At 63.4% G+C, this 23,441-nt stretch carries 22 protein-coding genes; 11 read left to right on the top strand and 11 right to left on the bottom strand.

The genetic code is table 11. The features are described 5' to 3' along the window. Nucleotides 1–7 precede the first annotated feature (7 nt). The 8 genes from JN280_RS15955 (at nucleotide 8) to JN280_RS15920 (ending at nucleotide 8,040) form a co-directional block, all read left to right on the top strand. A complete protein-coding gene (locus tag JN280_RS15955; RefSeq protein WP_202313462.1) occupies nucleotides 8–1,339 on the top strand; it encodes a 2-hydroxyacyl-CoA dehydratase subunit D in 1,332 nt (443 codons plus the stop codon). Nucleotides 1,340–1,370: 31 nt separating this feature from the next. Then, nucleotides 1,371–2,327 carry an acyl-CoA dehydratase activase gene (locus tag JN280_RS15950; RefSeq protein ID WP_202313461.1) on the top strand — a complete coding sequence of 319 codons (957 nt, stop codon included), beginning with the start codon at nucleotides 1,371–1,373 and terminating at the stop codon, nucleotides 2,325–2,327. A 561-nt stretch (nucleotides 2,328–2,888) separates the two neighbouring features. Then, nucleotides 2,889–4,091: an ABC transporter substrate-binding protein gene (locus JN280_RS15945; RefSeq protein ID WP_202313459.1), complete on the top strand. Its 1,203-nt coding sequence runs from the start codon at nucleotides 2,889–2,891 to the stop codon at nucleotides 4,089–4,091. Between the two features lie 70 nt (nucleotides 4,092–4,161). Continuing rightward, nucleotides 4,162–5,046 (top strand): branched-chain amino acid ABC transporter permease, encoded by an 885-nt coding sequence (locus JN280_RS15940; protein WP_202313457.1) that lies wholly within the window; start codon nucleotides 4,162–4,164, stop codon nucleotides 5,044–5,046. A gap of 1 nt (nucleotide 5,047) precedes the next feature. Next, nucleotides 5,048–6,061 (top strand): branched-chain amino acid ABC transporter permease, encoded by a 1,014-nt coding sequence (locus tag JN280_RS15935; protein WP_202313456.1) that lies wholly within the window; start codon nucleotides 5,048–5,050, stop codon nucleotides 6,059–6,061. Next, entirely contained in the window at nucleotides 6,058–6,846 is a 789-nt protein-coding gene (locus tag JN280_RS15930; RefSeq protein ID WP_202313455.1) for an ABC transporter ATP-binding protein, read from the top strand. Before JN280_RS15935 ends, JN280_RS15930 begins: the two co-directional genes overlap by 4 nt. Further along, nucleotides 6,833–7,561: an ABC transporter ATP-binding protein gene (locus tag JN280_RS15925; RefSeq protein ID WP_202313454.1), complete on the top strand. Its 729-nt coding sequence runs from the start codon at nucleotides 6,833–6,835 to the stop codon at nucleotides 7,559–7,561. The genes JN280_RS15930 and JN280_RS15925 overlap by 14 nt, the downstream gene beginning before the upstream one ends. Then, nucleotides 7,561–8,040: a MaoC family dehydratase gene (locus tag JN280_RS15920; RefSeq protein ID WP_202313453.1), complete on the top strand. Its 480-nt coding sequence runs from the start codon at nucleotides 7,561–7,563 to the stop codon at nucleotides 8,038–8,040. The genes JN280_RS15925 and JN280_RS15920 overlap by 1 nt, the downstream gene beginning before the upstream one ends. A gap of 12 nt (nucleotides 8,041–8,052) precedes the next feature. On the opposite strand, the gene JN280_RS15915 is transcribed toward JN280_RS15920, so the two are convergent. From JN280_RS15915 to JN280_RS15885, 7 genes are all read right to left on the bottom strand, one after another. After that, the gene (locus JN280_RS15915) at nucleotides 8,053–8,862 is read right to left on the bottom strand and encodes a 3-ketoacyl-ACP reductase (RefSeq protein WP_202313452.1); all 810 of its coding nucleotides are present in this window, start codon (nucleotides 8,860–8,862) and stop codon (nucleotides 8,053–8,055) included. Further along, entirely contained in the window at nucleotides 8,826–10,481 is a 1,656-nt protein-coding gene (locus JN280_RS15910; protein WP_202313451.1) for a class I adenylate-forming enzyme family protein, read from the bottom strand. Before JN280_RS15910 ends, JN280_RS15915 begins: the two co-directional genes overlap by 37 nt. Nucleotides 10,482–10,571: 90 nt before the next feature. After that, the gene (locus tag JN280_RS15905; protein WP_202313449.1) at nucleotides 10,572–11,441 is read right to left on the bottom strand and encodes an SDR family oxidoreductase; all 870 of its coding nucleotides are present in this window, start codon (nucleotides 11,439–11,441) and stop codon (nucleotides 10,572–10,574) included. Nucleotides 11,442–11,452: 11 nt separating this feature from the next. Continuing rightward, nucleotides 11,453–12,256 carry an SDR family NAD(P)-dependent oxidoreductase gene (locus tag JN280_RS15900; RefSeq protein WP_202313447.1) on the bottom strand — a complete coding sequence of 268 codons (804 nt, stop codon included), beginning with the start codon at nucleotides 12,254–12,256 and terminating at the stop codon, nucleotides 11,453–11,455. A gap of 94 nt (nucleotides 12,257–12,350) precedes the next feature. Then, nucleotides 12,351–13,709 (bottom strand): 2-hydroxyacyl-CoA dehydratase subunit D, encoded by a 1,359-nt coding sequence (locus tag JN280_RS15895; RefSeq protein WP_202313445.1) that lies wholly within the window; start codon nucleotides 13,707–13,709, stop codon nucleotides 12,351–12,353. A 73-nt stretch (nucleotides 13,710–13,782) separates the two neighbouring features. Beyond that, the gene (locus JN280_RS15890; RefSeq protein ID WP_202313443.1) at nucleotides 13,783–14,940 is read right to left on the bottom strand and encodes a 2-hydroxyacyl-CoA dehydratase subunit D; all 1,158 of its coding nucleotides are present in this window, start codon (nucleotides 14,938–14,940) and stop codon (nucleotides 13,783–13,785) included. Between the two features lie 149 nt (nucleotides 14,941–15,089). Continuing rightward, nucleotides 15,090–16,733 (bottom strand): class I adenylate-forming enzyme family protein, encoded by a 1,644-nt coding sequence (locus JN280_RS15885; protein ID WP_202313441.1) that lies wholly within the window; start codon nucleotides 16,731–16,733, stop codon nucleotides 15,090–15,092. A 138-nt stretch (nucleotides 16,734–16,871) separates the two neighbouring features. On the opposite strand from JN280_RS15885, the gene JN280_RS15880 reads away from it, so the two are divergent. From JN280_RS15880 to JN280_RS15870, 3 genes are read left to right on the top strand one after another with little or no spacing between them, the layout of a single operon-like run. Beyond that, nucleotides 16,872–18,017: an acyl-CoA dehydrogenase family protein gene (locus JN280_RS15880; protein WP_202313439.1), complete on the top strand. Its 1,146-nt coding sequence runs from the start codon at nucleotides 16,872–16,874 to the stop codon at nucleotides 18,015–18,017. After that, the gene (locus tag JN280_RS15875) at nucleotides 18,014–18,775 is read left to right on the top strand and encodes an SDR family NAD(P)-dependent oxidoreductase (RefSeq protein WP_202313437.1); all 762 of its coding nucleotides are present in this window, start codon (nucleotides 18,014–18,016) and stop codon (nucleotides 18,773–18,775) included. Before JN280_RS15880 ends, JN280_RS15875 begins: the two co-directional genes overlap by 4 nt. 44 nt (nucleotides 18,776–18,819) lie before the next feature. Then, nucleotides 18,820–19,575, top strand: coding sequence for a tyrosine-protein phosphatase (locus JN280_RS15870; protein WP_202313435.1), 756 nt, complete (start codon nucleotides 18,820–18,822; stop codon nucleotides 19,573–19,575). Between the two features lie 7 nt (nucleotides 19,576–19,582). Here JN280_RS15870 and JN280_RS15865 read toward each other — a convergent pair whose 3' ends face one another. The 4 genes from JN280_RS15865 to JN280_RS15850 are packed head-to-tail and all read right to left on the bottom strand — an operon-like array spanning nucleotide 19,583 to nucleotide 23,434. Next, nucleotides 19,583–20,422 carry an oxidoreductase gene (locus JN280_RS15865; protein ID WP_202313433.1) on the bottom strand — a complete coding sequence of 280 codons (840 nt, stop codon included), beginning with the start codon at nucleotides 20,420–20,422 and terminating at the stop codon, nucleotides 19,583–19,585. 20 nt (nucleotides 20,423–20,442) lie between these two features. After that, entirely contained in the window at nucleotides 20,443–21,294 is an 852-nt protein-coding gene (locus JN280_RS15860) for a MaoC/PaaZ C-terminal domain-containing protein (protein ID WP_202313431.1), read from the bottom strand. After that, nucleotides 21,294–22,208, bottom strand: a complete 915-nt coding sequence (locus JN280_RS15855; protein WP_202313429.1) for an SDR family NAD(P)-dependent oxidoreductase — start codon at nucleotides 22,206–22,208, stop codon at nucleotides 21,294–21,296. The genes JN280_RS15860 and JN280_RS15855 overlap by 1 nt, the downstream gene beginning before the upstream one ends. A gap of 50 nt (nucleotides 22,209–22,258) precedes the next feature. Next, complete coding sequence (locus JN280_RS15850; protein ID WP_202313427.1) at nucleotides 22,259–23,434, bottom strand: acyl-CoA dehydrogenase family protein; 1,176 nt, start codon at nucleotides 23,432–23,434, stop codon at nucleotides 22,259–22,261. Between the last annotated feature and the right edge of the window lie 7 nt (nucleotides 23,435–23,441).

Raw genomic sequence — 23,441 nt, 5'->3', positions numbered from 1 at the left:
CCGCCAGATGAACATCGCTGTCAGACCTTTCGAAGAGAAGAAGGCCAACAAGCTGCAGTCGACCCGGATCGCCGGCAAGCTCGTCAACGATTATTGGGAGATGGTCTGGCGTGCCAAGGAAGAGGGCAAGCTGGTCTGCTGGTACGAAGGCTCGGCCATCAACCCCTTCCTCGAGGCGGCCGACATCTGCTGGGTTCATGGCGAGGCCTACTCCGCCATGCTGGCCGCCCGTCACCAGGAAGGAACGGCACAGCGCGTCGCGGAGGAGCGCGGCTACATGCGCGAGCTCTGTTCCTATGCCCGCACGCATCTGGGGTGCGCGGTGTCGAACCAGCGCCTGCGCGGCGACAATGCCGGCGCCACGCCCGACGAGGACGATCTCACCTGGAAGCTGCCGGCACCCGACATGATCATCTCGGCCTATGCCTATTGCTCGACGGGCCAGCAATGGGACGAGATGACCAGCCGCGTCTTCGGCAAGAAGATCCCGATCTTCAACGTCTCACTGCCGTGGATCTGGGGCTCCAAGCCGGACGCGGGCTATCTGCGCGGCCAGGAATGGGAAGAGACATCGGACTATGTCGAGCGCCAGCTCCACGACATGGTGAAGTTCATCGAGGAGCGCACCGGAAAGCCTTATCCTTGGGACAGGCTCCACGAACTGATGGCCGACATCAAGCGCGCATCCGAACTGCGCCTTGAAGCGATGGAGCTGTGCACGGCGCAGCCCGCACCTGCGAGCTTCTTCGACTGGGTCGTCTCCATCGCCCCGATCAACAACCTGCCCGTGCCGGGCGTGAAGCAGTATTTCGAGACGGTCCTCGAAGAGGTCAAGCAGCGCGTGCGCGACGGCGAGGGCGCGGTGCCGGACGAGAAGTACCGCCTGTTCTTCGACGGCATCATGAACTGGAACAAGGTCGGCTGGCTCGCCAACAAGTTCGCCCGCTGGGACGCCGCGGTCGTGGCGGGGCGCTATACTCATATGGCCTTCTGGCAGGAGCCCGGCCTCATCGATCCGGGCAAGCCGGTGCGGGGCATGGCGCAGAACTACCTGATCTGCCCCAACAACCACGCCGCGCCCATTCTTATCGACCTGATCATGGGGCTCTGCCGGAAGTTCAAGGTCGACGGCATGGTCATCCACGCCTCGCGCACCTGCCGCGCCTTCACCAACCCGCAGTTCATGATCGCGGACGCGGCCCACAGGCAGCTCGGCATCCCGAGCTCGATGTTCGAGGGCGATGTGACCGACGAGAGCTTCTACAAGGACGAACTATTGAACAGCCGCGTCGAAGCGATGCTGGAGGCGATCGAGTCCCGCCGCATGGTCGCAGCGTGAGCGGCGAACGGACAGCAAGAGGAGCGGACGAATGAAACAGCATGTGATGGGCGTCGACTTCGGCTCCACCACGGCCAAGACGGTCATCCTCGACCTGAAGGGCAACATCGTCGCCCACGCAGTCGCCCATATGGGCGCGGTCTCGGGCAACGGCGTCAAGCAATCGATGAAGGACGCGCTCGAGCGCGTCGGGCTGACGCAGGCCGACATGGGACGTACGGTATCGACCGGCTACGGCCGGCGCATGCTCGACGAGGCGGACAAGAACTATACCGAGATCACCTGCCATGCCCGCGGCGCGGTCGCCATGGTGCCGGATGCGCGGCTGGTCATCGACATCGGCGGGCAGGACAGCAAGGTCATCTCCGTGGACTCAAACGGCCTGGTGGCCCAGTTCGCCATGAACGATCGCTGCGCGGCCGGCACGGGCAAGTTCCTCGAAGTGCTGGCTCGCGCCATGGAGATCGAGCTGGAAGAGATGGGCGGTGTCGCCCTTCAGGCCAAGGAGAAGCTCAAGATCTCCTCCATGTGCGCCACCTTCGCCGAGACCGAAGTGATCTCCCTGCTCGCCGAAGGCCATCCCAAATCCGACGTTCTCGGCGCCGTCCACAAGGCGATCGCGACCCGCACGCTCGGCCTCGTCGGCCGCGTCGGAAAGAAGGGACCGGTGGTGATGACGGGCGGCGTGGCGAAGAACCCGGCGGCCGTGCACTACATCGAGGCCGAGATGCAGCTCCCCCTGATCCTCCCGGACAATCCGCAGATTGCCGGCGCCCTGGGCGCGGCCCTCATCGGGCTCGACGACTACAAGGTCGAAAACAGGCACCTCCTGATCTCCGAACAGGAAGACATGGCACACGAGGATAAGATGGCGGCCGACAAGGCCTGCGTTCCGGGTTGCCGGGGCGTGCCCGAATTCGCCATCGACCCTCGCGAGAAACATCCCGTCAAGCCGGGCGCCACGGCAGACGCGGCCCGCGCCCATTGAACCGGTCCGTGGCCGCGCTGCTTTCAGCCTAGAAGGCGACGCTGACACCGACCTCGCGTCCACCGGCCATTTCCTCTGGCGAGCGAAAGCAAGCCCGGCCGGTGGGCGCCCTTCGCCGTTATGGCCTCCCCTGCAGCAAGACGCGGCCCCGTCAGCACGCTCACGGCAGCCACGTCCTCCTCAACCATGTCCACCCGGGCCGCGCTGACTCGTTTCGCACGGCGCCGGCCCGCCTGAACTGGGCAAGGTGCAGGTGGGCTTTATGCCGCCTGGCGTATCGGCACATAAGTGAGTATCGCTTACCTCGTCGCATGCCATGGTTCGAAAAGACCGGCGACAATCCTCTTGCACTGCACATTGCAAACCCTCTCCAAGGGTCATCCTTCTGATGACCTTTCATCACCACGCAACCAAATGACGATCGAAAAAACTTGTGCGAAGGCACATCGTACGATAGCATATCAAATTATTCGGCGCACCGATCGGCATGGAGGATGCCGGGCACTTTGGTCGTCGTTCGCGTCACGCGTTCCGCGAGAAAACGCGCCTGGGAGGAAGCCAATGCAACGCATCAGCCATTATCTTTTCCGTTCCACCGCCGCAGTCGCCGCCACGCTCGCCCTTGGCGTCGGCGCGACATTCGCCGACCCGCTCAAGCTGGTCATCTGCCATATCGATGATCGCTCCGGGTCCGCCGCGGATACCGGTATCGAAAGCCTGAACGGCCTCAAAATGGTACTGGATCCACTGAACGAGGCGGGCGGCATCGAGGGGCAGAAGATCGAGCTGATCACCTATGACACCAAGACCGATCCGCAACTCGCGGCGAATTTCGGCACGCGCTGCGCCGAGGACGACGCCGGCCTGCTGGTCATAGGCGGCAGCCCATCCGCCGTCGCCAACTCGCTCGTCACCGTCGCGAACCAGAACAAGGTCCCGCTCTACATCCTGGCGGCAGCGGCTCCTGAGGTGACGGACAACGCCAACTATCAGTACCGCTTCGGTCCAAAGGTGACCCAGGACTCGATCGCGGTGGCGGACGCACTGGCCGCCAACGGCGTCAAGAAGGTGGCGATCATCAACAACTCCGTGCCGTTCGGCATCTCCGGCGCCGCGTCGGCCACCGCCGAACTCGGCAAGAAGGGCATAGCGATCACCACGCAGCAGACTTACGACGTCGCGGCGACCGACGTATCGCCTCAGGTCATCAACATCATGCAGACTGATCCGGAGGCCATTCTCGTCTATCCCTATCCCGCCGACGGCGCACGGGTCGTCCGTACGATCCGCCAGATGGGCCTGGAGCAGCCTGTCATCATGCCTCGGGTAGGCATCATGAAGGCGTTCCGCGAGCTCGCCGCGGAGACAGGCAACGACGTCCTGGTCCCCTCCTCCGTCGATACGACCCGGCCGGAAGTGGCGGAATTCTTCAAGGATTACTCCGCGAAATACGGTCCGCTCGCCGTGTCCCCTTCGCCGGCGCAAGGCTACGACGCCGGTACCCTGGCCGTAGCCGTGCTCAAGGACGAGAAGGTGCAGGAAGCCGTCAAGTCCGGCGACATCCAGGCAGCACGTGACGCGATCCGCGACGCCACGACCCGACACGGCGATTTCACCGGCCTGCAAGGCACGTCGAAGGGCGGCTACCAGTTCTCCAAGAGCCACCACGGGCCGACGGACGACGGTTTCTTCGTCTTCGTGAAGGTGGCTGAGAACGGTCAGGCGATCGAGGCCGTGGACACGGCCGCCGCGCTAAAGAAGTAGCCGGTTCAAGACTGCGCGGGGCTCTCGACCAAGCCCCCGCCGAGCCTGCCTCGAAAGCGGACCTTCAGCCATGCACATGAAACTCACATACCTGCTGCTCGCAGGGCTAACCAATGGCAGCGTCTACGGACTGATCGGCCTGTCGCTGTCGGTCATCTACGGCTCTTCGCGCGTCATCAACTTTGCCCAGGGCGAATTCGTGATGCTGGGCGCGATGAGCGCCGTGCTCTTCATGGTGACCTTCTCGCTGCCATGGCCGATCGCCGCGGCGGCGATGCTCGCCGTCGTGGTGATTGCAGCGCTGGGCCTCGACTACGGCATCTATCGTCCCCTGGTGCGTCGCAAAGCAGCCCCCTTGACGATCATGATCGGGACCCTCGCCGGTGCCATCGTCGTCTACGGCCTGGCCTTTCTCCTCTGGGGCCCGGACCAGCGCTACGTGCCCCCGATCCTGTCGCTCGACCCGGTTCGACTCGGCTTCCTCATCACCAACCTGCAGCAGATCTCGCTGATCGTCGTCTTCCTCGTCTTCATCCTGCTGACCTGGTTCATCCTATACCGCACGCGCTTCGGACTGTCGGTCCGCGCGACGGGCGTCGATCCGCGTGTCGCCCTCCTTATGGGCATCCGTTCCGAGCGTATCGTCCAATTCTCCTTCATCTTCTCCGCCTCCATCTCCGGCATCGCCGGCATGCTGGTCGGTCCTCTGCTCGGCGGGCATGTCGGCATGGGTCTGCTCCTGACCGTGAAAGGCTTCATGGCGGCGATTCTCGGTGGACTGGGCTCTCCTTTCGCGGCGGCCGCCGGCGGCATCGCCATCGGCATGATGGAGGCCCTGATGGCCGGCTACGGCACTTCGCTCTACGCCGAACCGGCGATCTTCGTCCTGATCCTTCTCATGCTGATCGTCCGTCCCTACGGACTGCTCGGCGACTATGAAGCGGAGCGTCGCTGACATGATCGGAAGAAGCATTCCGGAGGCGCCGAGGGCGCCCACTATCATCCCGGTCCTGTGCATCCTGGCGCTGGGCATCGCCCTGCCCTTCGTGCTCACGAGCGGCTTTCACCTGCGCCTGGCGATGCTGGTCTGGATCTATGCGATCCTGTGCATGGGCTTCAACCTGCTCTACGGCTTCTCCGGCCAGATCTCGCTCGGCCAGCCCGCCTTCTATGCCATCGGCGCCTATGCCTTCGCCATGCTGCAGGTGAAGCTGGGCTGGTCGCCGGTGCCGTCCTTTTTCGGGTCGCTGGTTTTTGTCGCGATTCTTTCGTTGCTCATCGGACTGCCGCTGCTTCGCTTGCGCACGCACTATCTCGCGATGGCGACGCTGGCTTTCATGCTCATCCAGAACGGCGTCGCCAATCGCTGGATCGAGTTCACGGGAGGCCAGAGCGGGGTAGCCGTCCCGCCACTGCAATGGGACGGTGAGCAGATCGGCCGCACCGGCATCTATTTCGTCGTGCTTGCCATGGCGGCAGCGGTCCTTTTCCTGCACGACTTCCTGGTCCGTTCGCATCTCGGCCGCGCCATGCAGGCCATTCGCGACGACGAGACCGCGGCACAAGCCCTGGGCGTCCGCGTGACGCGCTACAAGCTCGCCATCCTCGTCCTGTCCGGAGTGACGGCCGCCATTGCCGGCGTCTGCTTCGGCGTAACGTCGCTGCGGGTGGACCCGAGCCTCTCCGAATTCCACGTGCTGGTGTCCATGCTGACGATCGTCGTGGTCGGCGGGTTGGGGACACGTTTCGGACCCATACTGGGGTCGGTCATCGTGGTGATCCTACCCCAGGTGCTCACCCGGTTCGGCGAGCTGGAAACGGTAGTCTACGGCCTGTTCATTCTTCTCTTCCTGCTTTTCCTGCCGCATGGGCTTTCCGGCATCCTGGAGCGACGCGACTGGTTCGGTGCCCGCAAACCCCATGTGGTCCTTCAGAAGCGCCCGCAGGAAGTGAACGGAGGCGCGTCATGACTCAAAGCGAAACGATCCTCCGGGTGGACCGCCTGACGCGGCGCTTCGGCGGCCTTTTCGCCGTCAACGACGTCTCCTTCGGCATAGCCGCCGGCGAGGTGAAGGGCCTGATCGGGCCGAACGGCGCCGGCAAGTCGACGACGTTCGACCTGGTCACCGGCGTGCGCCCTCCCACCTCGGGCGACATATGGTTCCGCGGCGAATGCGTAACTGGGCACCCTGCCCATATGCGGTCCCCGATGGGGATGGCGCGCACGTTTCAGATCGTGCGGTTGTTTCGCGGGCTCTCGGTCCTCGAGAACGTGCAACTCGGATTACACCCGAAGTTCCCCGATGGCATTCTGCGCTCGCTGACCCGGCTGCCGTCACTGCATGCGCAGGAGCGACACAGCCGCGAGCGGGCGATGGAGCTGCTGGCCTTCGTGGGTCTGGCCGACCGCGCTGGTCACCGCATCGATCAGCTCACCCTCGGCCAGTTGCGCCTCGTCGACATCGCGCGGGCATTGGCGGCCGAGCCCGTCCTGCTGATGCTGGACGAGCCGGCGGCCGGCCTCAATGACGCCGAGACACGCAATCTTGGCGATATGCTGGCCCTGCTGCGGAAAGGGGGGCTGACGATGCTCCTGGTCGAGCATGACATCGACTTCATCATGAGAGCCTGCGACTCCATCGTCGTGATGGACCAGGGGACCAAGATCGCTGACGGCACGCCGGGAGAAGTGAGCAGGAACCGGGACGTGATCGCGGCCTACTTCGGACGGAGGGCAGCCGATGCTGCGGCTTGAAGAAATCGTCGCTGGCTACAGCAAATCCATCGCTCTCGACGGCGTCTCGATCGAAATCCCGCAAGGCAGGATCGTTTCCGTGGTCGGCGCCAACGGCGCCGGCAAATCGACGATCGTCAACACGATATCCCGGCTCGTTCCGACCTATTCCGGCACGATCCGGTTCGATGGGCAGGACATCACCGGCCACAAGCCCGCCGAGGTCGTGGAACTCGGGATCGTGCAGGTTCCCGAGGGCCGCCAACTCTTCGCTCCGCTTACGGTCGAGGAGAACCTTCAGCTCGGTTTTCATCGGCTGGCCGGCGGAGCGGATTCGGCCCGCAGGTACCGGGAGCGCCTGGACTATGTGCTGGACCTGTTTCCGATCATGAAGCAGCGCATCGGCCAGCGGGCCGGCACGATGTCAGGCGGCGAGCAGCAGATGGTCGCCATCTCGCGCGCCCTCATGGCCGAACCGAAGCTGCTGATGCTCGACGAGCCCTCTCTCGGCCTGGCGCCGATGATCGTCGACCAGATCTTCGATATTCTGGCGAAGCTGCGGAGCGACGGCCTGACGATCCTGCTGGTCGAGCAGCATGCCGACGAGGCGCTCCAGCTCGCCGATTATGGGTATGTGATGGCCGTCGGCCGCGTCCGCGCCGAAGGTCCGGGCAACGAATTGCGCGACAATCCCGCCTTGCATCAAAGCTATCTCGGACGAATGGCGGCAGCGTGATGGCGGTGGTCCAACCCTACACCCCGCATTCCGACGGCTGGTTCGAGGCCCAGGAACCCGGCGGCGTCCATTACACGCCGTCGAGGACGATCACGGATGCGGATGTGGTCCTGTTCGGCGGAATGACCGGCGACCTGTGCGAACTACACACCAACGAGGCCTATGCACGCAGCACCGAATTCGGTGGGCGCATTGCCCATGGCATGCTGAACCTTTCGCTGGCGCATGGCCTCGTGACCCGCGCCGGTCATCTCGTGGGCACGGGGATCGCCCTGCTCGGCTGGAACAACATCGCCTTCCGCGGTCCGGTCAGGATCGGCGAAACCGTCCAGGCGCGCCGGACGACGATTGAAAAGCGCGAGAGCCGCAGCCGGCCCGACGCGGGCATCGTCATCGACCGGGTCGAACTGCTCACCCAGGACGGCGTCGTTGCAGTGTCAGGCGAAGTCACAACGCTCGTGCGAAAGCGCCCCGTCTGACGACAGTCTCCGTCAGAAGACCTTGAATCGCATCCCTCCGTCAATGTGCAGGGTCTGGCCGGTGGCGTAACTTAATTCGCCCTGTGCCAGCATCGCGACTGCGCGGCCGACTTCCGCGGCTTCCCCCCAGCGGCCCGCAGGCACGAAGCCTGACGCTATGAGGGCGTCATACTTCTCTCTGGTGGTCACGGTCATGTCCGTCTTCATCATGCCGGGGCGAACTTCGTAGCAGTCGATTCCCTCCCGCTCGAGCCGCGCTGCCCAATGCTGGATGGAATGGGAAAGCCCAGCCTTGGAGATGCAGTACTCGGCGAGAACGCTGCCAACATTATGCTCGATCGCCACCGTGGTCACGGTCACGATTGTTCGGCGCCGATCGGCATCCGTCCTGATCATGCGTCGCGCGACAGCCTGAGTCAGGAAGAATTGCGCCCTGAGATTGACCGCGACGCATCGGTCGAAGCTTTCGGTGCCGACATCGAGGATGTCGCCGCGCGACAGCACGGAAACGCCGGCATTGTTCACCAGGCAGTCTAGCCTGCCAAAACTGTAGAAGACAGAGTCGGTGAAACGCTCCCGCATCCTGTCATCGACCAGATCATACGCGATCACGTCCACCGATGCATCGGACCTCTCCAGGTCGGCCTTGAGGGCGGCGGGCGATTCCGCATCACGATCGGTTAGAACCAAATTGAAGCCTGCTGCGGCAAGCGCATGCGCGATCGCCGTTCCAAGGCCGCCCGCCGCGCCCGTGACCAGCGCGACGGGCTTGGCACCCCGAGTCATCAGGCCACCTTGGAGTCGCGTTCGGGCCTTGACCATGACGTGGGCGTCAGCTTGCCGTCCTTGTACCACTCCATCAGGACGTTCTTCTGGATCTTGCCCGTCGCGGTGAGGGGATATTCCTTTACGAAGATCCAGTGCTCCGGTGTCTTCTGCGGCGATAGGTTCTGCCGGCAGTACGCCCAAAGCATTTCCGGACGGGGGGGATTGTCCTGGTTCTTCGGCAGGATGATCGCCGCGACCGTCTCGCCCCAGGCCTCGTCCGGCAGGCCGACAACCGCCACCTGCGCGACGTCCGGGTGCTCGAACAGCACGCTCTCGATCTCGGACGGATAAAGGTTCATTCCGCCGCGGATGATCATCTCCTTCAGCCGCCCGGTGATACGGAAATAGCCATTCTCGTCCATTGTTCCTAGATCGCCTGTCCGCAGCCAGCCTTCTTCCGTCAGCGCCGCCCGGGTGGCTTCCGGCTGTCCGTAATATTCCGTCATCGTGTTGAAGCCACGAACCCAATACTCGCCCACCGTGTTCAAGGGCGCAGTCTGCATCGTCGCCACGTCGACGACCTTGACCTCGACATGCGGGATCGGCCGCCCGATCGTCTGCGACTGCAGCTCGTCGCTGTCCGTCGTGAAGGTTTCCAGGAAAGGCCCGTTCGATTCCGTCTGGCCGTACATGATGGCAAACTCGACGTTGAACGCCTCCTTTGCCCGCTTCACCAGCGCTTCAGGAACCGCCGCCGCACCGGACAGAATGGAGTTGAACGAGGTGAGATCGCGCGTCTTGGCGTCCGGATGATTGAGGAGCGCCAGGATCATCGTCGGCACGATCAGTGAACAGTTGACCTTCTCAGCCTCGATCAGTTCCAGGAAGAGCGCCGGGTCGAAGCTGCGCATCAGGACGAAGGTGCCCTGACGCGAGAACACGCCGATCTCGGAGACCACCGCGCCGCCGATATGGAACATCGGCATGGAGTTCAGCCAGACGCCGCCGATCGGGAAAGCCGCTCGCTCCACGATGAAATGCGCCGCGTTGATGACCCCTCGGTGATGGAGGCAGGCCCCCTTGGGGAATCCGGTCGTGCCTGATGTATACTGGATCTGCATGACCTGGCCGGGATTCTGCAGGGGCAGCGGCGTGGCTGGATCTCCTGCGGCCTGCAATGTCGCCAGGTCCGCGACATTGACTGCGCTGTGTAGATGGTCGAGCTGTCCCTGCACCTCCTCCACGACCGCGGCGAGGTTCTTACCTCGCGACTCGTCGGCGTACACAACGCCGGCGGCTTTCGCGTTGCCCAGGATGAAGGCGACTTCGCGCGCCGTGTATGCCGGATTGATCGGCACGATGATGAGGCCGGCAAAACTCATGCCGTGCTGGAAGATCACCCACTCGGGCGTTTCAGGAGCCAGCAGGCCGACACGGTCGCCCGGCTTGAAATGCTTCAGGAGCCCTCTCGCGCAGGACAATGCCTCGTCGACGAGCTGACGATAGCTCCAGCGGCGACGCCGGGACGGATCGGCTACGCCCTCGATGAGCGCCAGGCGATCCGGAACCGCCTCGGCGTTCCTCAGCATGAGATCGCCGAGCGTGCTTTCGATGAGAGGTCCCGTTTCGTATTTCGGGAAGTAGCTCTCGGTGAATTTGGGATGCGCGTTCATCTGTTCCTCCTTCAGATGGTTTGGGCAGATGGTTTGGGCAGATGGCTTGGGCTCCTCCAGCCCTGGCCCGTGCGTGTTCCCGAACGGCCGCTACCGCTGTTTCAGCACCTCCGGCTGCACGGCGCGGTGAAAGCCGTTGTATTCGGGGATGTTCGTGGGTTCGTATTTCTGCGTCCATGTCTGGCGCAGGTTGGGCGCGCCGCCGTCGACGCGGATGCATGTGCCGGTGATATAGGCAGCGGCGGGCGAAAGCAGATAAATGATTGCCGCCGAGATTTCGGACTCGGTTCCGTAGCGTGGCAGCGGGACCTTCGCGGCATATTCGCGAAGCCGCGGGCCGATCTCCGGCGGATAGGTGTCGAAACCGCTCGAAGCGATTCCGCCCGGTGCCACGGTGTTCACCCGCACGCCGGAATGAGCCCATTCGCAGGCGGCGGTCTCGCTGAGCGTCAGCATGCCGCCGCGCGAGGCACCCGAATGCCCCATTTCCGGCCATCCGTTCCAGATGTCGGCGATGATGTTGACGATGGAGCCCCCATGGGCCTCCATCCATCGCAGATAGATCTCGCGCATGAAGATGAAGCCGCCGGTCAGATTGTTGCGCACAACCGCCTCGAAGCCCTTGGTCGAGATCGTCTTCAACTCGGTGCGGTATTGACCGCCCGCATTGTTCACCAGTCCGTTGATGGCCCCGAACGTCTCGAGAGTGTCGTCGATGACGGAGCTCACCTGGGTCTCGTCGCGGATATCGCAGGTCATGGCGGTGACCTTGCCGCCGTCCTCGGTGATCTCGCGGGTGACGGTCTCGAGCTTTTCGGGATTGCGCCCGACGATCACGACATTGGCGCCGAGATAGGCGAGCTCATGCGCTGTGCACCGGCCGATACCCGAGCCGCCGCCAGTGACGATGATGGTCTTGCCTGCGAACAGATCAGGGGCGAAAACCGAATTGTATCCCATGGCCTGTCTCCTCACGCCGCCGAGATGCCGCCGTTCAGGCTGATCGCCTGGCCGGTGAGCTTCGCCGCCGCCGGGCTGGCGAGGAAGGTGATCAATCCGGCCATGTCCTCGGCATTGACCACGCCGAGTTGAGCCATCCCGATCGCCTTGGAGAAGAGCTTGCTGGAGAACTCGCCTCCCATGACGGTATCGTAGGTGAGCGTCCCTTCGATGATGGACGGAGTCACGCAATTCACCCGGATGTTGGAGCGCTTGGCTTCGATGGCGAGGGTTCGGCTGAACATGACGATCGCCGCCATCAGCCCGCCGATGATCGACTCGCCTGGCGTGGTGACCTTTCCGGCGTCGGAAGCGACGCTGATGATGGCCCCGTTCTCCCTTGCGCGCATGCCGTCCATCACTACGCGGGCAAGCAGGAAATGGGACATCACCTGCGTGAGCACCATGCCCTGGATATCCCTTATGTCGATCTTGTGGAAGAGGGTCGGATAGGGATAGGCGCTGACCGTCGAATTGACGAGCACGTCCACGCCCCCCATCAGTTCCTCGGCCTTGCGTCCGGCTTCGATCGCCTGCTCGGTCAAGCACGTGTCGGCGGCGACGAAGTGCACCTTGCAGGCAGGGTAGCGCTCCTGCACGGCGGCCCTCGCCTTCTCTCCGCGCTCGGCATTTCTCCCATTGATGGTCACGTGCGGCGCGCCGAGCGCCGCAAAGCGCTCGGCCGTGGCGAGACCGACACCGGCAGTCCCCCCCGCGATCAGGACACGTGCCTCGGTCATGGCGAACGGCGACCGTTGTGGAGCGGCGGTGGACATCAGGCGATACCTCCCGTTGGAACTCGCCCAACTCTAGTAATCATCATTATCGTACGCAAGCATATTAGTGTCAGGCGGCCCGGAATCCCGGATTTCAGGCGGCTCTGCGCTTTGCTTCCATCGCCTCCACCATCGCTTCGAGGCGAACGTTGAGGAGTTCGTCCTTGTAGAAGCTCTCGTCGGCGACATCGCCCTCGAAGAACATGGCCTGGCGGCCGTATTTCTTCGCCGAATTCGCGATCAGGAACTGGGCATTGGTCATCCCGCGGCAGGTGCGCGAGGCATGGCATACCACGCCGTCGAGTTCGTATTTGTCGCAGAGCTTCTCGATCTCGCCGATCATGATCGGCGCACCATGGTTGTTCGGGCAGACGAGGTAGTTCTGCGCCATTCCGAGCACCGGGTCACCGAGGTCGATGAGCTGCGGCTCCTGCCAGAACGACATGTGGGTGTAGCGCCCGGCCACCACGCAGGCGTTGACCTGGGCGAACTTGTCGGCCAGCCAACCCACTTTGTTCCAGTTCATCATGCCGTCGAAGAACAGACGGTAGCGTTCGTTCCTCACAGCCCCCTCGCCGGCAGCGAGGCGCTCGACGATCTCGTCCTTCACGCCCTGGAAGTAGTCGACGATGTTCTGGTCGCCGGGCAGGAAGCTCATCGGCGCGATCGAGACGATCCAGTCGAAGAAGCTAGCCGGCGCCGGGCGTGCCGTGCACAGCGCCATGCCTTCAAGGCGCAACTCCGCCGCCTTCCTGATATAGCTCATCGTCTCGGAGAGCCGGTCGAAATTGAACTTGCGGCCGGTGTTGTCCTCAAGGAACCTGGTGAGTTCGATCAACTGGTCGGCGACGTAGCGCGAACGCTGCTCCCACTCCTCGCCCCGAAGGTAACCGGCGTCCTGCCGCCCGCCCCACAGAAGAGGGATCTGGATGGTGAACATCGGCACCTTCTTGCCGAACACGCGGTATGTGATGTCGTCCCATTGCTGGCCGGAGGAGCAATAGGGATAGGCGTTCACGATCATGTCGGGCGGCGGAAGCTTCAGCATCGCCTGGATGCGCGGATCGTCGAGGCTCGCGCCCCCCTCGCCCGACTTGGCCTTGTCCAACTCGATCAGCATCTGGCCGATATGGGTGCGTGCATAGGAGCACAGTTCCCGATCGTAGCCGCGCTGCTCACCGCGTGCCTGGGCACCGATCTCCTGATGCCTGGCAGCCAGCATCGCCGACCATGCCTCGCCGTGGACCCAGACCAGATCATGAGCGTGGAAGAACGGGGGGATATAGGTGCCGTTGTACCAGACGACCTTCTTGCCCTCCTCCCTGGCGGCGAACACACCGCTCCAATAGTCGTTGACCAGCTTGCTGCCGAAACGCGTGCTCTTCAGCTTGTTGGCCTTTTCTCCATTGCCGAAGGCAGGTTTGGAATTCGGTATCGTAACGACGTTTTCCATGATGGTCCTCCTAAAGCAGTTCCAGCAAAAGTGCGCAGCGGTTTTGCGTCCGGAATTGCGCAAAAACAAAGAGTTAGGCAGCCTTGCTTGCGGCGCGACGCTTGGCGATTTCAACGAAGGTCTCGACCCTTGTCTTCAGGGCTTCCAGTGGCATCTCTTCGTGCTCCGTCTCGATGAGCAGATGCGGAATCCCGCGCACCTCGAAGGCTTCCTTGATCTCGGGGTAGAAATACATGTGCGGCTCGCAGAACTTGACCATGAGGATGACGAGCCCCTGCGCGCCCGAGCGTTCGACGTCGGCGAGAAGGTAGTCCTCCCAATCCATTCCCTTGATGACGCGGGTCGGACAGGGCAGACGCCGGTTCTTCTCGATGTACCAGCGCGCCATCCCGTCCAGCGGCGGGACGGTTTCGTCCATGTCGGCATGGATGAAGCGCCAGCCGACGAAGAGATCGTCATTGACGACGCGCGCTCCGCTCTCTTCGATCATATCCATGATCTCAGGCTTGGGCGCGTGGCACATGTGTCCGGAAAGATAGACCGGAACATCGGCACTCCCCGCTCGAACACGCGGAGCACCCGCCAGAAGCTGATCCATGAGGTCGACATGCTCCTCACGGTCCATCGTCATCGACGACTTCACCACCGCCTGCATGTCGCGCCCGGAGATCGCGATCTCGCCGTCGCGCCGCATGCGGTAGAGCGAGCGCATCTGCGTGCGATTGCGATTGAAGAGCCTGATCGACGATCGCACGGCATCTGCCGTCACTTCCCTGCCCGTCAGCGTCTCCAACTCCTTCCACAGCTGAGCAAAGGTGCCGAGGGTCTCGCGATACGCCCAGTTCGCGTCCAAGGTCGTGCACAACTGGTTGAAGAGGATCGGCAGGTCCGGCTTTTCCGCCCGGATCACGTCGGCGGTGCCGAGCAGTTGGACGCAGTGGTCGCCGAACATGATGGCATCGAGGCCGTCGAAGCGCCCGCGCATCGTCTGGTCGATGATCGAGCGATTGAAGCCGCAGTAGAAATTGAAGACGTTCGACTGGCCGACGGTGATCGGCTCCGCGTCATCCTGCAGCACGACGGGAAGACAGCCGGCCGCATGCGCCAGTTCTCCAGGGAAATGCATCGGGAGCAGCCCGACGACCTGACGGCCGACTTTGGCTTTCCACTCCGCAGCGTACTCCATCGGAGCTTCGACCACTTGCCTCATTCGGTCGACGGCTTGCTTCACGACGCTTCTCCACGTTTCGTCCGCTAGCTTACTAAGCTACAATTACCACATGACGACTGGCCTGAAAATGGCTATTTTCCTCAATTTTCAACTAACAATTTGGCACTTGATAAAATCGATGGTGAGTTTAGCTTACTGATGATCCCCGATCAGGTCCGCGCATAAGGCAAGAGTGCCCCTGCGCATATCGCATCGACCAGTTTGAATTTCTGGAGCTTGCCCGTTTCAGTCCGCGGCAGGTTCTCCATCACGAACCACAGCCTCGGCGCCTTGTAGTGTGCGAGTTCGCTCCGGCACCGGGCAAAGAGTTCGCCGATATCGGGAATGTCCGACGCATCCTTCGGCTGGAGCACGGCGCCGACCTGCTCTCCCCACTGCGGATCCGGCACGCCGACCACCGCGACATCCGCAAGCCGCTTGTCCTCCAGAAGGACAAGCTCGATCTCGCGCGGATAGATGTTCTCCCCTCCGCGGATGATCATGTCCTTGATACGGCCCGTGATCTTCAGAAAGCCGCGCTCGTCCATCGATCCCAGATCCCCAGAACGCAGCCAGCCGTCCGGAAGGATGGCGCACGCCGTCTCGTCCGGCATATCGAAATAGCCGATCATGTTCTGGTAGCCGCGCGTCTGGATTTCGCCCTGCTCGCCGAGCGGGACCGTAGCACCGGTGGCAGGATCGGCGATGCGCACCTCCATATGCGGCAGGGGCCGGCCGATCGTAGCGGCGAGGTCCTCCTCACAGTCGTCGGGACAGGTTCCCGTGACGCTGCCCTGCATTTCGGTCTGGCCGTAGATATTCGATATCGTGGCTCCCAGTTGCTCCCTGGTCGCGCGGATGAGTCGAGCTTCCACGACCGATGCGCCGGAGGTCAGGTTGCGCAGCGTCGAAAGGTCGTAGCTCGAGCGCGCGGGATGCACGAGAAGTTGCTCGATCATGGTGGGAACGAGCAGGGAGAAGGTCCCGCCATGGCGCTCCACCTGCGCCATGTAGTTCTCCGCATCCCATTCCGGCATCAGGACATGCGTCGCGTTCAGCATCACGGAGCCGATGCCGGCATGGCCGAGCGATCCGATATGGAACATCGGCATCGGGTTGACGAACACTCCGCCTTCCTTGAGGCCACCGCGCCGCTGAGTGAAGTTGGTCATGTTGGCCACGCCGACATGGTTGAAGATCACGCCCTTCTGCGCGCCCGTCGTGCCTGAAGTGAACATGATGACGGACGGATCATCAGGCGAAACCGGCGGCAGACTGGCCGACGGGGAGCCCTCGTCGAGGAAGGCCTCGACATCCGACACAGGGATGACCTCACGTAGGCCTGGCAGGTTCGGCGCGGCCTCGGCGATCGCCGCAGCCATGTCGAAGCCACGGTATGCGCCGGCATGGACCACCCCCGCCGCGCGGGACTTCGACAGCACATACTCCATCTCCCGGCGCTTGTAAGCCGGGTTCACCGTTACCAGCGTGATGCCCGCGAAGGCGCAGCCATAGAGCGTAGGTATCCAATCCGGGACGTTGGGCGCCCAGAAGCCCACGCGCTCGCCGGGACGGAAGCGAGCCAGCAATGCGCGCGCAGTACGCAGCGAGACGTCGAGCAGCTGTTCATATGTCCAGCTACGGCCCACATCCCGGTTTCCCTCGACCAAAGCCAGCCTTTCCGGCACTTTTTCTGCCGCGTCTCTCAACGCGTCGCCGAGAGTGACGTGGCGCAACGGCTGATCGTCGGTTGCCGGCCAGTAGGACGTTTCGAGCATGCCCGTCCGACTGGAACTGGATCTAGCCAACGCCATCATGACCTCCCTCGATGGTACGCGTCCACACCATACGCTACATGAGTCAAACTCACCTCGGCAAGCCCGTTGTCATTCAAAACTCAATTCGTTAGCATTCAATACGCTTGCGCACATTATGTCGAAGGGGAGGCGAGGATGGATTTCGCACTGACGGAGGAACAGGCGCTGCTGCGGCACTCGCTCGCCGATTTTGCCCGTGTGGAACTTGCTCCGCACTACACCCGGTGGGACCGCGCGCGTGAGTTTCCGGCCGCGCTCTGGCCGCGCCTCGGCGACATGGGCGTGTTCGGGCTTCGCGTGCCGGAAGACCTCGGCGGCACCGGCCTCTCCTATCTCGAGGCAGGACTGGCCATAGAGCAGATCGCGAGGGGAGACTTCAATGTCTGCTACGGCATCCTCAATTCCTGCTTTGCCGGCGACATATTGAGCCGCTTCGCCAAGCCGGAACTCTGCCAGACCTGGCTGCGGCCGATGGCGTCGGGCGAAAAGGTGATCAGCGTGCTGCTCACCGAACCGCATTGCGGGTCCGATGCGGCATCCATCCGAACGAGGGCCGAGCGCGACGGCGACGACTACGTCGTCAATGGCGAGAAGTCGGCTGTCACACTCCTGATGGCGGCCTCGGCCGGCATACTCTTCGCCAAAACCGCGCCGGAGAAGAAGGCCGCCGGCGTCTCGGCCTTCCTCCTGCCTCTCGACACACCCGGCCTTTCAAGGACACCTTACGAGGACATGGGCGCGAGGGGCATCGTGCGCGGCTCGCTTTTCCTGGACAATGTCAGGATCCCCGCCGCCAACATGATCGGGCCGGAGAATGCCGGCTTCACCCAGGTGATGCAGACATTCGACTATACACGCGCGCTGATCGGGCTGATGTGTCTCGGCGCGGCCGAGCAGACTCTGGAGGAAACGGTCGCTTATGTGAAGGATCGGCGGGCATTCGGCCAGCCTATCTCCAGGAACCAGGGGGTGTCGTTCCCGCTCGCGGAAGCACGGTCCAGGCTCGAGATGCTGCGCTGGCTCTGCTACCGCACGCTGTGGCTCCGCGACCAGGGTCTGCCGCATACCGCCGAAGCCGCGATGTGCAAGGCCGAGGGCCCCACCCTCTGCGCCGACGTCATCCGCGACTGCCTCGTGCTGCATGGCCACTACGGCTACACGCAGGACTTTTCCGTCGAACAGCGTTACCGCGACGTGCTCGGCCAGATCATCGCCGACGGCACGCCGCAGATCATGAAGCTCATCGTCGCGCGCCATATGCTCGGGAGGGATTTCGCATGAACATCTACGATCTGAAGGGCAAACGCGCCCTGGTGACCGGCGGGGGCTCCGGCATCGGCTACGCCTCGGCGCAGCTTTTTCTCCACTCGGGCGCGTCGGTGGAACTGTGGGGTCGCGACATGGCCAAGCTCCAGCGCGCCCGCGATGAGCTCGAACCCCTGGGCGAAGTCCATATCGCGTCGGTCGACGTTTCGAAGGGCGACGCCGTCGACGCGGCAGCAAAGGCGCTCCTGGCCCGCTGGGGCGGTCTCGATATCCTGTTCAACTGCGCCGGCCATTCCACCCGCGTCGCGCCCCTCGCGGAGCTGACATATGAGGACTGGCGGTTGGCGACCGCCATCAACCTCGACAGCGTCTTCCACACCTGCCGCGCCTTCGTGCCAGGCATGGTCGCGCAGGGCTGGGGCCGCATCATCAACACGACGAGCCAGGCCGGGAAGGACGGCAATCCGTTCATGGCCTGCTATGTCGCCGCGAAGGCTGGCGTGATCGGACTCACCAAGTCGCTAGGCAAGGAACTGGCCAAGACAGGGGTTCTGGTCAATGCGATCTGCCCGACCGTCTTCGACACGCCATTGGTCGCCGATACGGTCGAACGCGCGCCGGACGCCATGGCCGCTTCGCTGGCGAAGATCCCCATGGAGCGCATGGGACGGCCCGAGGAGGCGGCCGAGCTCGTCGCGTGGCTCTCCTCGGACGCCTGCAGCTTCAACACCGGCGTGACATTCGACCTTTCGGGCGGCCGAGCCGTGTATTGATCGCGGCGCTCCACTGCGATACCCCCGACGCGGCAGGAGGCAATATGGATCAGCTGGCTCTCGACGGCACATTGAACTTTCGCGCGGTCGCCGCATATCCGGCCCGCGGCGGCAGGCTCAAGACCGCGTCGCTCTATCGCAGCGGGGAGTTTCATGGCATCGGCGCGAGCGGAATTGCGGGCATGCGCAGCCTCGCCGTCACCACGGTCTTCGACCTGCGCAGCGACACCGAGAAGAAACGCCGTCCCTCTCCGCTGCTTTCGCTTTCCGATTTCAACGTGGCGACCACACCGCACGATGTCCGCCACGGCGACCTGCGTGCCGTTCTGGCAGACGCAGAGTCGACCCCCGAGGCCTGTGCTTCCGTCATGAAGGCGATCTATGTGGACCTGCCGGACAGGTTTGCGGCGATCTATGCGCACTATTTCCGCACCGTGCTCGAGTGCCCACAGCCCGTCGCGCTCCATTGTGCGGCCGGCAAGGACCGCACCGGCGTGGGTGTGGCGCTGCTGCTCGATCTGCTCGGCGTTTCCCGTACCGACATCATGGAGGACTATCTCAAGACGAACGCGGTGCGCGACCTCTTGCGCGAACGTTTCAGCAATCACAACAGCGCACTCGGATATGTGACGCATGCCGACCGTCTGATCGAGCCGGTCATCGCCGCCGATCCGGACTATCTCGCCGCCATGTTCGCGACGATCGAGCGGGATTTCGACGATACTGAATCCTATGTCCAGGCTCGGCTCGGATTGAGCGCGGACGAGATCGACCGCCTTCGCTTTCGACTGGTCGCCTGAGCGACGATCAGGCTCCTTCCGCGAAGTCGGTAGAGGTCGACAGATCACGCCAGGCTTTCGCGCTTTCCAGAAGCGAAGTGCCCTTGTCGGCCATGACCTGAACCGCGTCGCTCCCTGCAGCGAGACGAACTGGCGGCTCCTCGGCATTGGCGAGTTTGACCATGGCGCGCCCGAAGGCGGCCGGATCGCCTGCCTGCCGCCGATTGACCGAGTCGCGCCGCCTGGTCGACCGTTCCGTCGTTTCCCGGTAGTCGTCGATCGACAGGTCGGCGAGGCGCATCGAGCTTCGATCGAGGAAATCGGTACGGAAATAGCCGGGATGGACCGAGGTCGCGCGGATGCCGAACCGCGCAAGTTCGAGGCTGAGCGCTTCCGACCATCCGGCCACCGCGAATTTCGACGCGCAATAGACGGAACCACCGTCGACACCGACGAGACCCACCATGGACGAGATGGTGATGATGTGACCCGATCGCTGCCGGCGCATGGGCGGAAGCACCGCGCGCGTGACCCGGAAGACGCCGAAGACATTCGTCTCGAACTGACGTTCGATGGCTTCGGCCGATGTTTCTTCGAACGCACCGAGCTGGCCATAACCGGCATTGTTGACCAGCACGTCGATGCGGCCGAAACGGGCGGCAGCAGATTCTACCGCTCTCTCGACATCAGCCTGATCGGTCACGTCGAGGGCGAGCGACAGCAGGCGGTCGTCGTGACCGACAAGCGCTTCGCGCAGCCTGGGCAGATCACGGCCCGTCGCCACGACCTGGTCGCCAGCCGCCAGTGCCGCCCGCGCCGTCTCCAGTCCAAGGCCGCGCGTCGCACCGGTGATGAACCATGTCTTCATGCGCGCCCCATAAGCCTGTTTCAGACGATCTCGGCCACGCCCTGATCGAGCACCGTGCGCTCGCCAACCTTGGCCTCGAACAGGATCTGGCTGCCTTCCTTCCAGCAGGAGAAGTCCAGCCGGTCGCCAGGCATCACCACGCCTGCGAAGCGCAGGCTGAGTGATCTCATGAGCGCGGGGTTTCCCCCGCAGAACGCACGGAGCACGACGGCGCAGACCGTGCCATAGGATGCCAGGCCGTGCAGGATCGGCCGGTCATATCCGGCCTTGCGCGCGACGTCATAGTCGGCATGCAGCGGGTTGTAATCGCCCGAGAGCCTGTAGATCAGCGCGGCCCTCTGCGAGGTCGCGACGGCCTCGACATGGTCCGGCGCACGCGCAGGCATTTCCGGACGCGCCGCCCTGGGGAGCGGCTCGCCGCCAAATCCGCCATTGCCGCGCAACGCCACCGTCTGGTCGATCGTACAGTAGAGGGTGCCGTCGGCCGCGTTGTTGATCTGGCGCCGCAGGATGCAGACGGCGCCCTTCTCGGCGCCGCGATCATAGAGCCCGGTGATCGCCGCACGGCTTACGACATCGGCCTTGACCGGCAGCGCCATGTGGAACCGCGCCGCGTGCGCCAAGTGCAGGACCTTCACCCAGTCGACCTCGAGCGCCGGGGTCTTTGGCCACATGCCCGGCGTTGCGAGCGTCACAGCGAAGGCGGGCAGCACGCGCAGCCGATCCTCGAGCAGGAAGTCGAGATCGTGGCTCTCGCCAGGCGCGATGGGCAGGCCGACGCCCAGGGCGTAGAGGATCGCGTCGCGCGCATCGTAGCTTTGCCGCTGCTCGCCGAAATCCCAGTTGCGCATACGTTCCGGATCGAAGGCCATCAGACGGGGTCCCAGGTGAACACGTCGCCGGAGCGGTGAAGCGGATAGAAATCGTTCTCGAACTGCGGAAAGACGCGCTCGACGATGGCTTCCGGTGTCCAGCCGTCGCTGGTATGCGCGGTGCGGACCGGACGCGGCTGGGAGAACAGATAGATCTCGTTGTTGCGCGAGCCGAAGACCTGGCCTGTCACGCCCTTGGCGTCGTCAGCGCAGAGCGCGACGCAAAGTGCCGCGACCTTCTCCGGGATCAGCTTCTTCAGGCCCTCGACACGCTTCTGCTGTTCCGGCGTGTCGGTAGGGATCGACGAGACCATGCGCGTCCAGGCGAAGGGGGCGACAGCGTTGGAACGTACGTTGAAGCGCTGCATGTCCAGCGCGATCGACTTAGAGAGTGCAACGATACCGAGCTTGGCGGCCGAATAGTTCGCCTGTCCGAAATTGCCGATCAGGCCCGAGGTCGACGCCATGTGGACATAGGCGCCGCTCGCCTGCGTCTTGAAGTGCGGCGCGGCGGCGCGCGAAACATTAAAGCTGCCCTTCAGATGCACGGCAACGACTGCGTCGAAGTCCTCCTCAGTCATCTTGTGGAAGAGCACGTCGCGCAGGTTGCCGGCATTGTTGACCACGGCATCGATGCGGCCGAAATTGTCGAGCGCGGCCTGCACCATCGCATGCGCATCGTCCCACGATGCGACCGATCCGAAATTCGCGATGGCGCGCCCGCCGAGCGCCTCGATCTCGTGAACGACCTCCAGCGCCGGCTGCGTATCGCCCTCACTTTGCCCCGTCAGCGACACGCCGAGGTCGTTGACTACGACGGCGGCACCCGCGCGCGCCATCTCCACCGCGACGGCCCTGCCGACGCCGCGCGCCGAGCCGGTAACGATCACGACTTTTCCGTCCATCAGGCCCATGAACGCGTACTCCTGGATTGATCACTCAAGACTCCCGCGAACGGGAGCCGTCAGTAGCTCTTCGGAAGATCGAGGACCTTCTCGGCGATGAAACTCTGGATGAGCTGCTCGGTCACCGGCGCGATGCGCGTCACTGTCACTTCGCGCAGCAGGCGCTCGACATGGTATTCCTTGGCGTAACCGAATCCGCCATGGGTGAGCACGGCTTGCATGCAGGCGTCGAAGCCGGCGCGCGCGCCGAGGAACTTGCCCGCGTTCGCCTCCGCGCCGCAGGGCTTGTGAGAATCATAGAGCTCGGCGGCCCTCATCAGCATCAGCCAGGCGGATTCGAGATACATCCAGCGTTCGGCGAGCGGATGCTGGATGCCCTGGTTCTGACCGATCGGGCGGCCGAACACGACGCGCTCCTTGGCATACTTCGCCGCACGGGAGAGTGCATCCCGGCCGATGGCCACCGCTTCCGTGCCTACGAGGATCCGCTCCGGGTTCAGCGAGTGGAGGATGTAGGAGAAGCCCTTGCCCTCCTCGCCAATGCGGTGCTCGTCGGGGATGAAAAGGTCCTCGATGAAGATCGCATTGGAATCGACCGCCTTGCGGCCCATCTTCGGGATTCGCTGCACCTCGATATGCTTGCGGTCGAGATCGGTGTAGAAAATCGTGATGCCGTCGGTCGGGCGCCTGCAATCTTCGTAGCGCGTGGTGCGAGTGAGCAGCATGATCTTCGACGCGACCTGCGCGGTCGAAGTCCAGACCTTCTGGCCGCGAACCCTGTAGCCGCCCGGCACTTTTTCAGCGAAGGTCTTGATGCGAGTCGTGTCCAGGCCGGCATCGGGCTCGGTGACGCCGAACGCGACCTTGTCCTGACCCGCGACCAACCGCGGAATCCATTCCGACTTCTGCTCGTGATTGCCGAATACAACGATCGGGTGCGGACCGAACAGATTGATGTGTACGGATGAGGCCGCCGCCATGCCGCCGCCATTGTTGGCGACCTCATGCATCATAACCGCGGCTTCCGTCACACCTAGCCCCGAGCCGCCATATTCCTCGGGCATGGTGATGCCGAGCCAGCCGGCGTCCGCCATGGCACGATGGAACTCGTCCGGAAACTTTCCGTCCTCATCGCGCTCCAGCCAGTATTCGGCATCGAATTTTCGAACGACACCGCGAACGCCGTCACGAATGGAGTTGAGCGTGTCTTCGCGTTCTTCTGCGCTGCCAGCCACGGAATCC

This window comes from Mesorhizobium sp. L-8-10, assembly GCF_016756635.1.
Classification (GTDB): Bacteria; Pseudomonadota; Alphaproteobacteria; order Rhizobiales; family Rhizobiaceae.
Note: the sequence above shows the minus strand (reverse complement) of the source record. Positions and strands in the feature narration are given on the sequence as shown.

Excerpts from the sequence above, each read along its gene's own strand:
- JN280_RS15955 (WP_202313462.1), top strand. The coding sequence starts at position 8 with ATGAACATCGCTGTCAGACCTTTCGAAGAGAAGAAGGCCAACAAGCTG.
- JN280_RS15950 (WP_202313461.1), top strand. The coding sequence starts at position 1,371 with ATGAAACAGCATGTGATGGGCGTCGACTTCGGCTCCACCACGGCCAAG.
- JN280_RS15945 (WP_202313459.1), top strand. The coding sequence starts at position 2,889 with ATGCAACGCATCAGCCATTATCTTTTCCGTTCCACCGCCGCAGTCGCC.
- JN280_RS15940 (WP_202313457.1), top strand. The coding sequence starts at position 4,162 with ATGCACATGAAACTCACATACCTGCTGCTCGCAGGGCTAACCAATGGC.
- JN280_RS15935 (WP_202313456.1), top strand. The coding sequence starts at position 5,048 with ATGATCGGAAGAAGCATTCCGGAGGCGCCGAGGGCGCCCACTATCATC.
- JN280_RS15930 (WP_202313455.1), top strand. The coding sequence starts at position 6,058 with ATGACTCAAAGCGAAACGATCCTCCGGGTGGACCGCCTGACGCGGCGC.
- JN280_RS15925 (WP_202313454.1), top strand. The coding sequence starts at position 6,833 with ATGCTGCGGCTTGAAGAAATCGTCGCTGGCTACAGCAAATCCATCGCT.
- JN280_RS15920 (WP_202313453.1), top strand. The coding sequence starts at position 7,561 with ATGGCGGTGGTCCAACCCTACACCCCGCATTCCGACGGCTGGTTCGAG.
- JN280_RS15915 (WP_202313452.1), bottom strand. The coding sequence starts at position 8,862 with ATGGTCAAGGCCCGAACGCGACTCCAAGGTGGCCTGATGACTCGGGGT.
- JN280_RS15910 (WP_202313451.1), bottom strand. The coding sequence starts at position 10,481 with ATGAACGCGCATCCCAAATTCACCGAGAGCTACTTCCCGAAATACGAA.
- JN280_RS15905 (WP_202313449.1), bottom strand. The coding sequence starts at position 11,441 with ATGGGATACAATTCGGTTTTCGCCCCTGATCTGTTCGCAGGCAAGACC.
- JN280_RS15900 (WP_202313447.1), bottom strand. The coding sequence starts at position 12,256 with ATGTCCACCGCCGCTCCACAACGGTCGCCGTTCGCCATGACCGAGGCA.
- JN280_RS15895 (WP_202313445.1), bottom strand. The coding sequence starts at position 13,709 with ATGGAAAACGTCGTTACGATACCGAATTCCAAACCTGCCTTCGGCAAT.
- JN280_RS15885 (WP_202313441.1), bottom strand. The coding sequence starts at position 16,733 with ATGGCGTTGGCTAGATCCAGTTCCAGTCGGACGGGCATGCTCGAAACG.
- JN280_RS15880 (WP_202313439.1), top strand. The coding sequence starts at position 16,872 with ATGGATTTCGCACTGACGGAGGAACAGGCGCTGCTGCGGCACTCGCTC.
- JN280_RS15875 (WP_202313437.1), top strand. The coding sequence starts at position 18,014 with ATGAACATCTACGATCTGAAGGGCAAACGCGCCCTGGTGACCGGCGGG.
- JN280_RS15870 (WP_202313435.1), top strand. The coding sequence starts at position 18,820 with ATGGATCAGCTGGCTCTCGACGGCACATTGAACTTTCGCGCGGTCGCC.
- JN280_RS15865 (WP_202313433.1), bottom strand. The coding sequence starts at position 20,422 with ATGAAGACATGGTTCATCACCGGTGCGACGCGCGGCCTTGGACTGGAG.
- JN280_RS15860 (WP_202313431.1), bottom strand. The coding sequence starts at position 21,294 with ATGGCCTTCGATCCGGAACGTATGCGCAACTGGGATTTCGGCGAGCAG.
- JN280_RS15855 (WP_202313429.1), bottom strand. The coding sequence starts at position 22,208 with ATGGGCCTGATGGACGGAAAAGTCGTGATCGTTACCGGCTCGGCGCGC.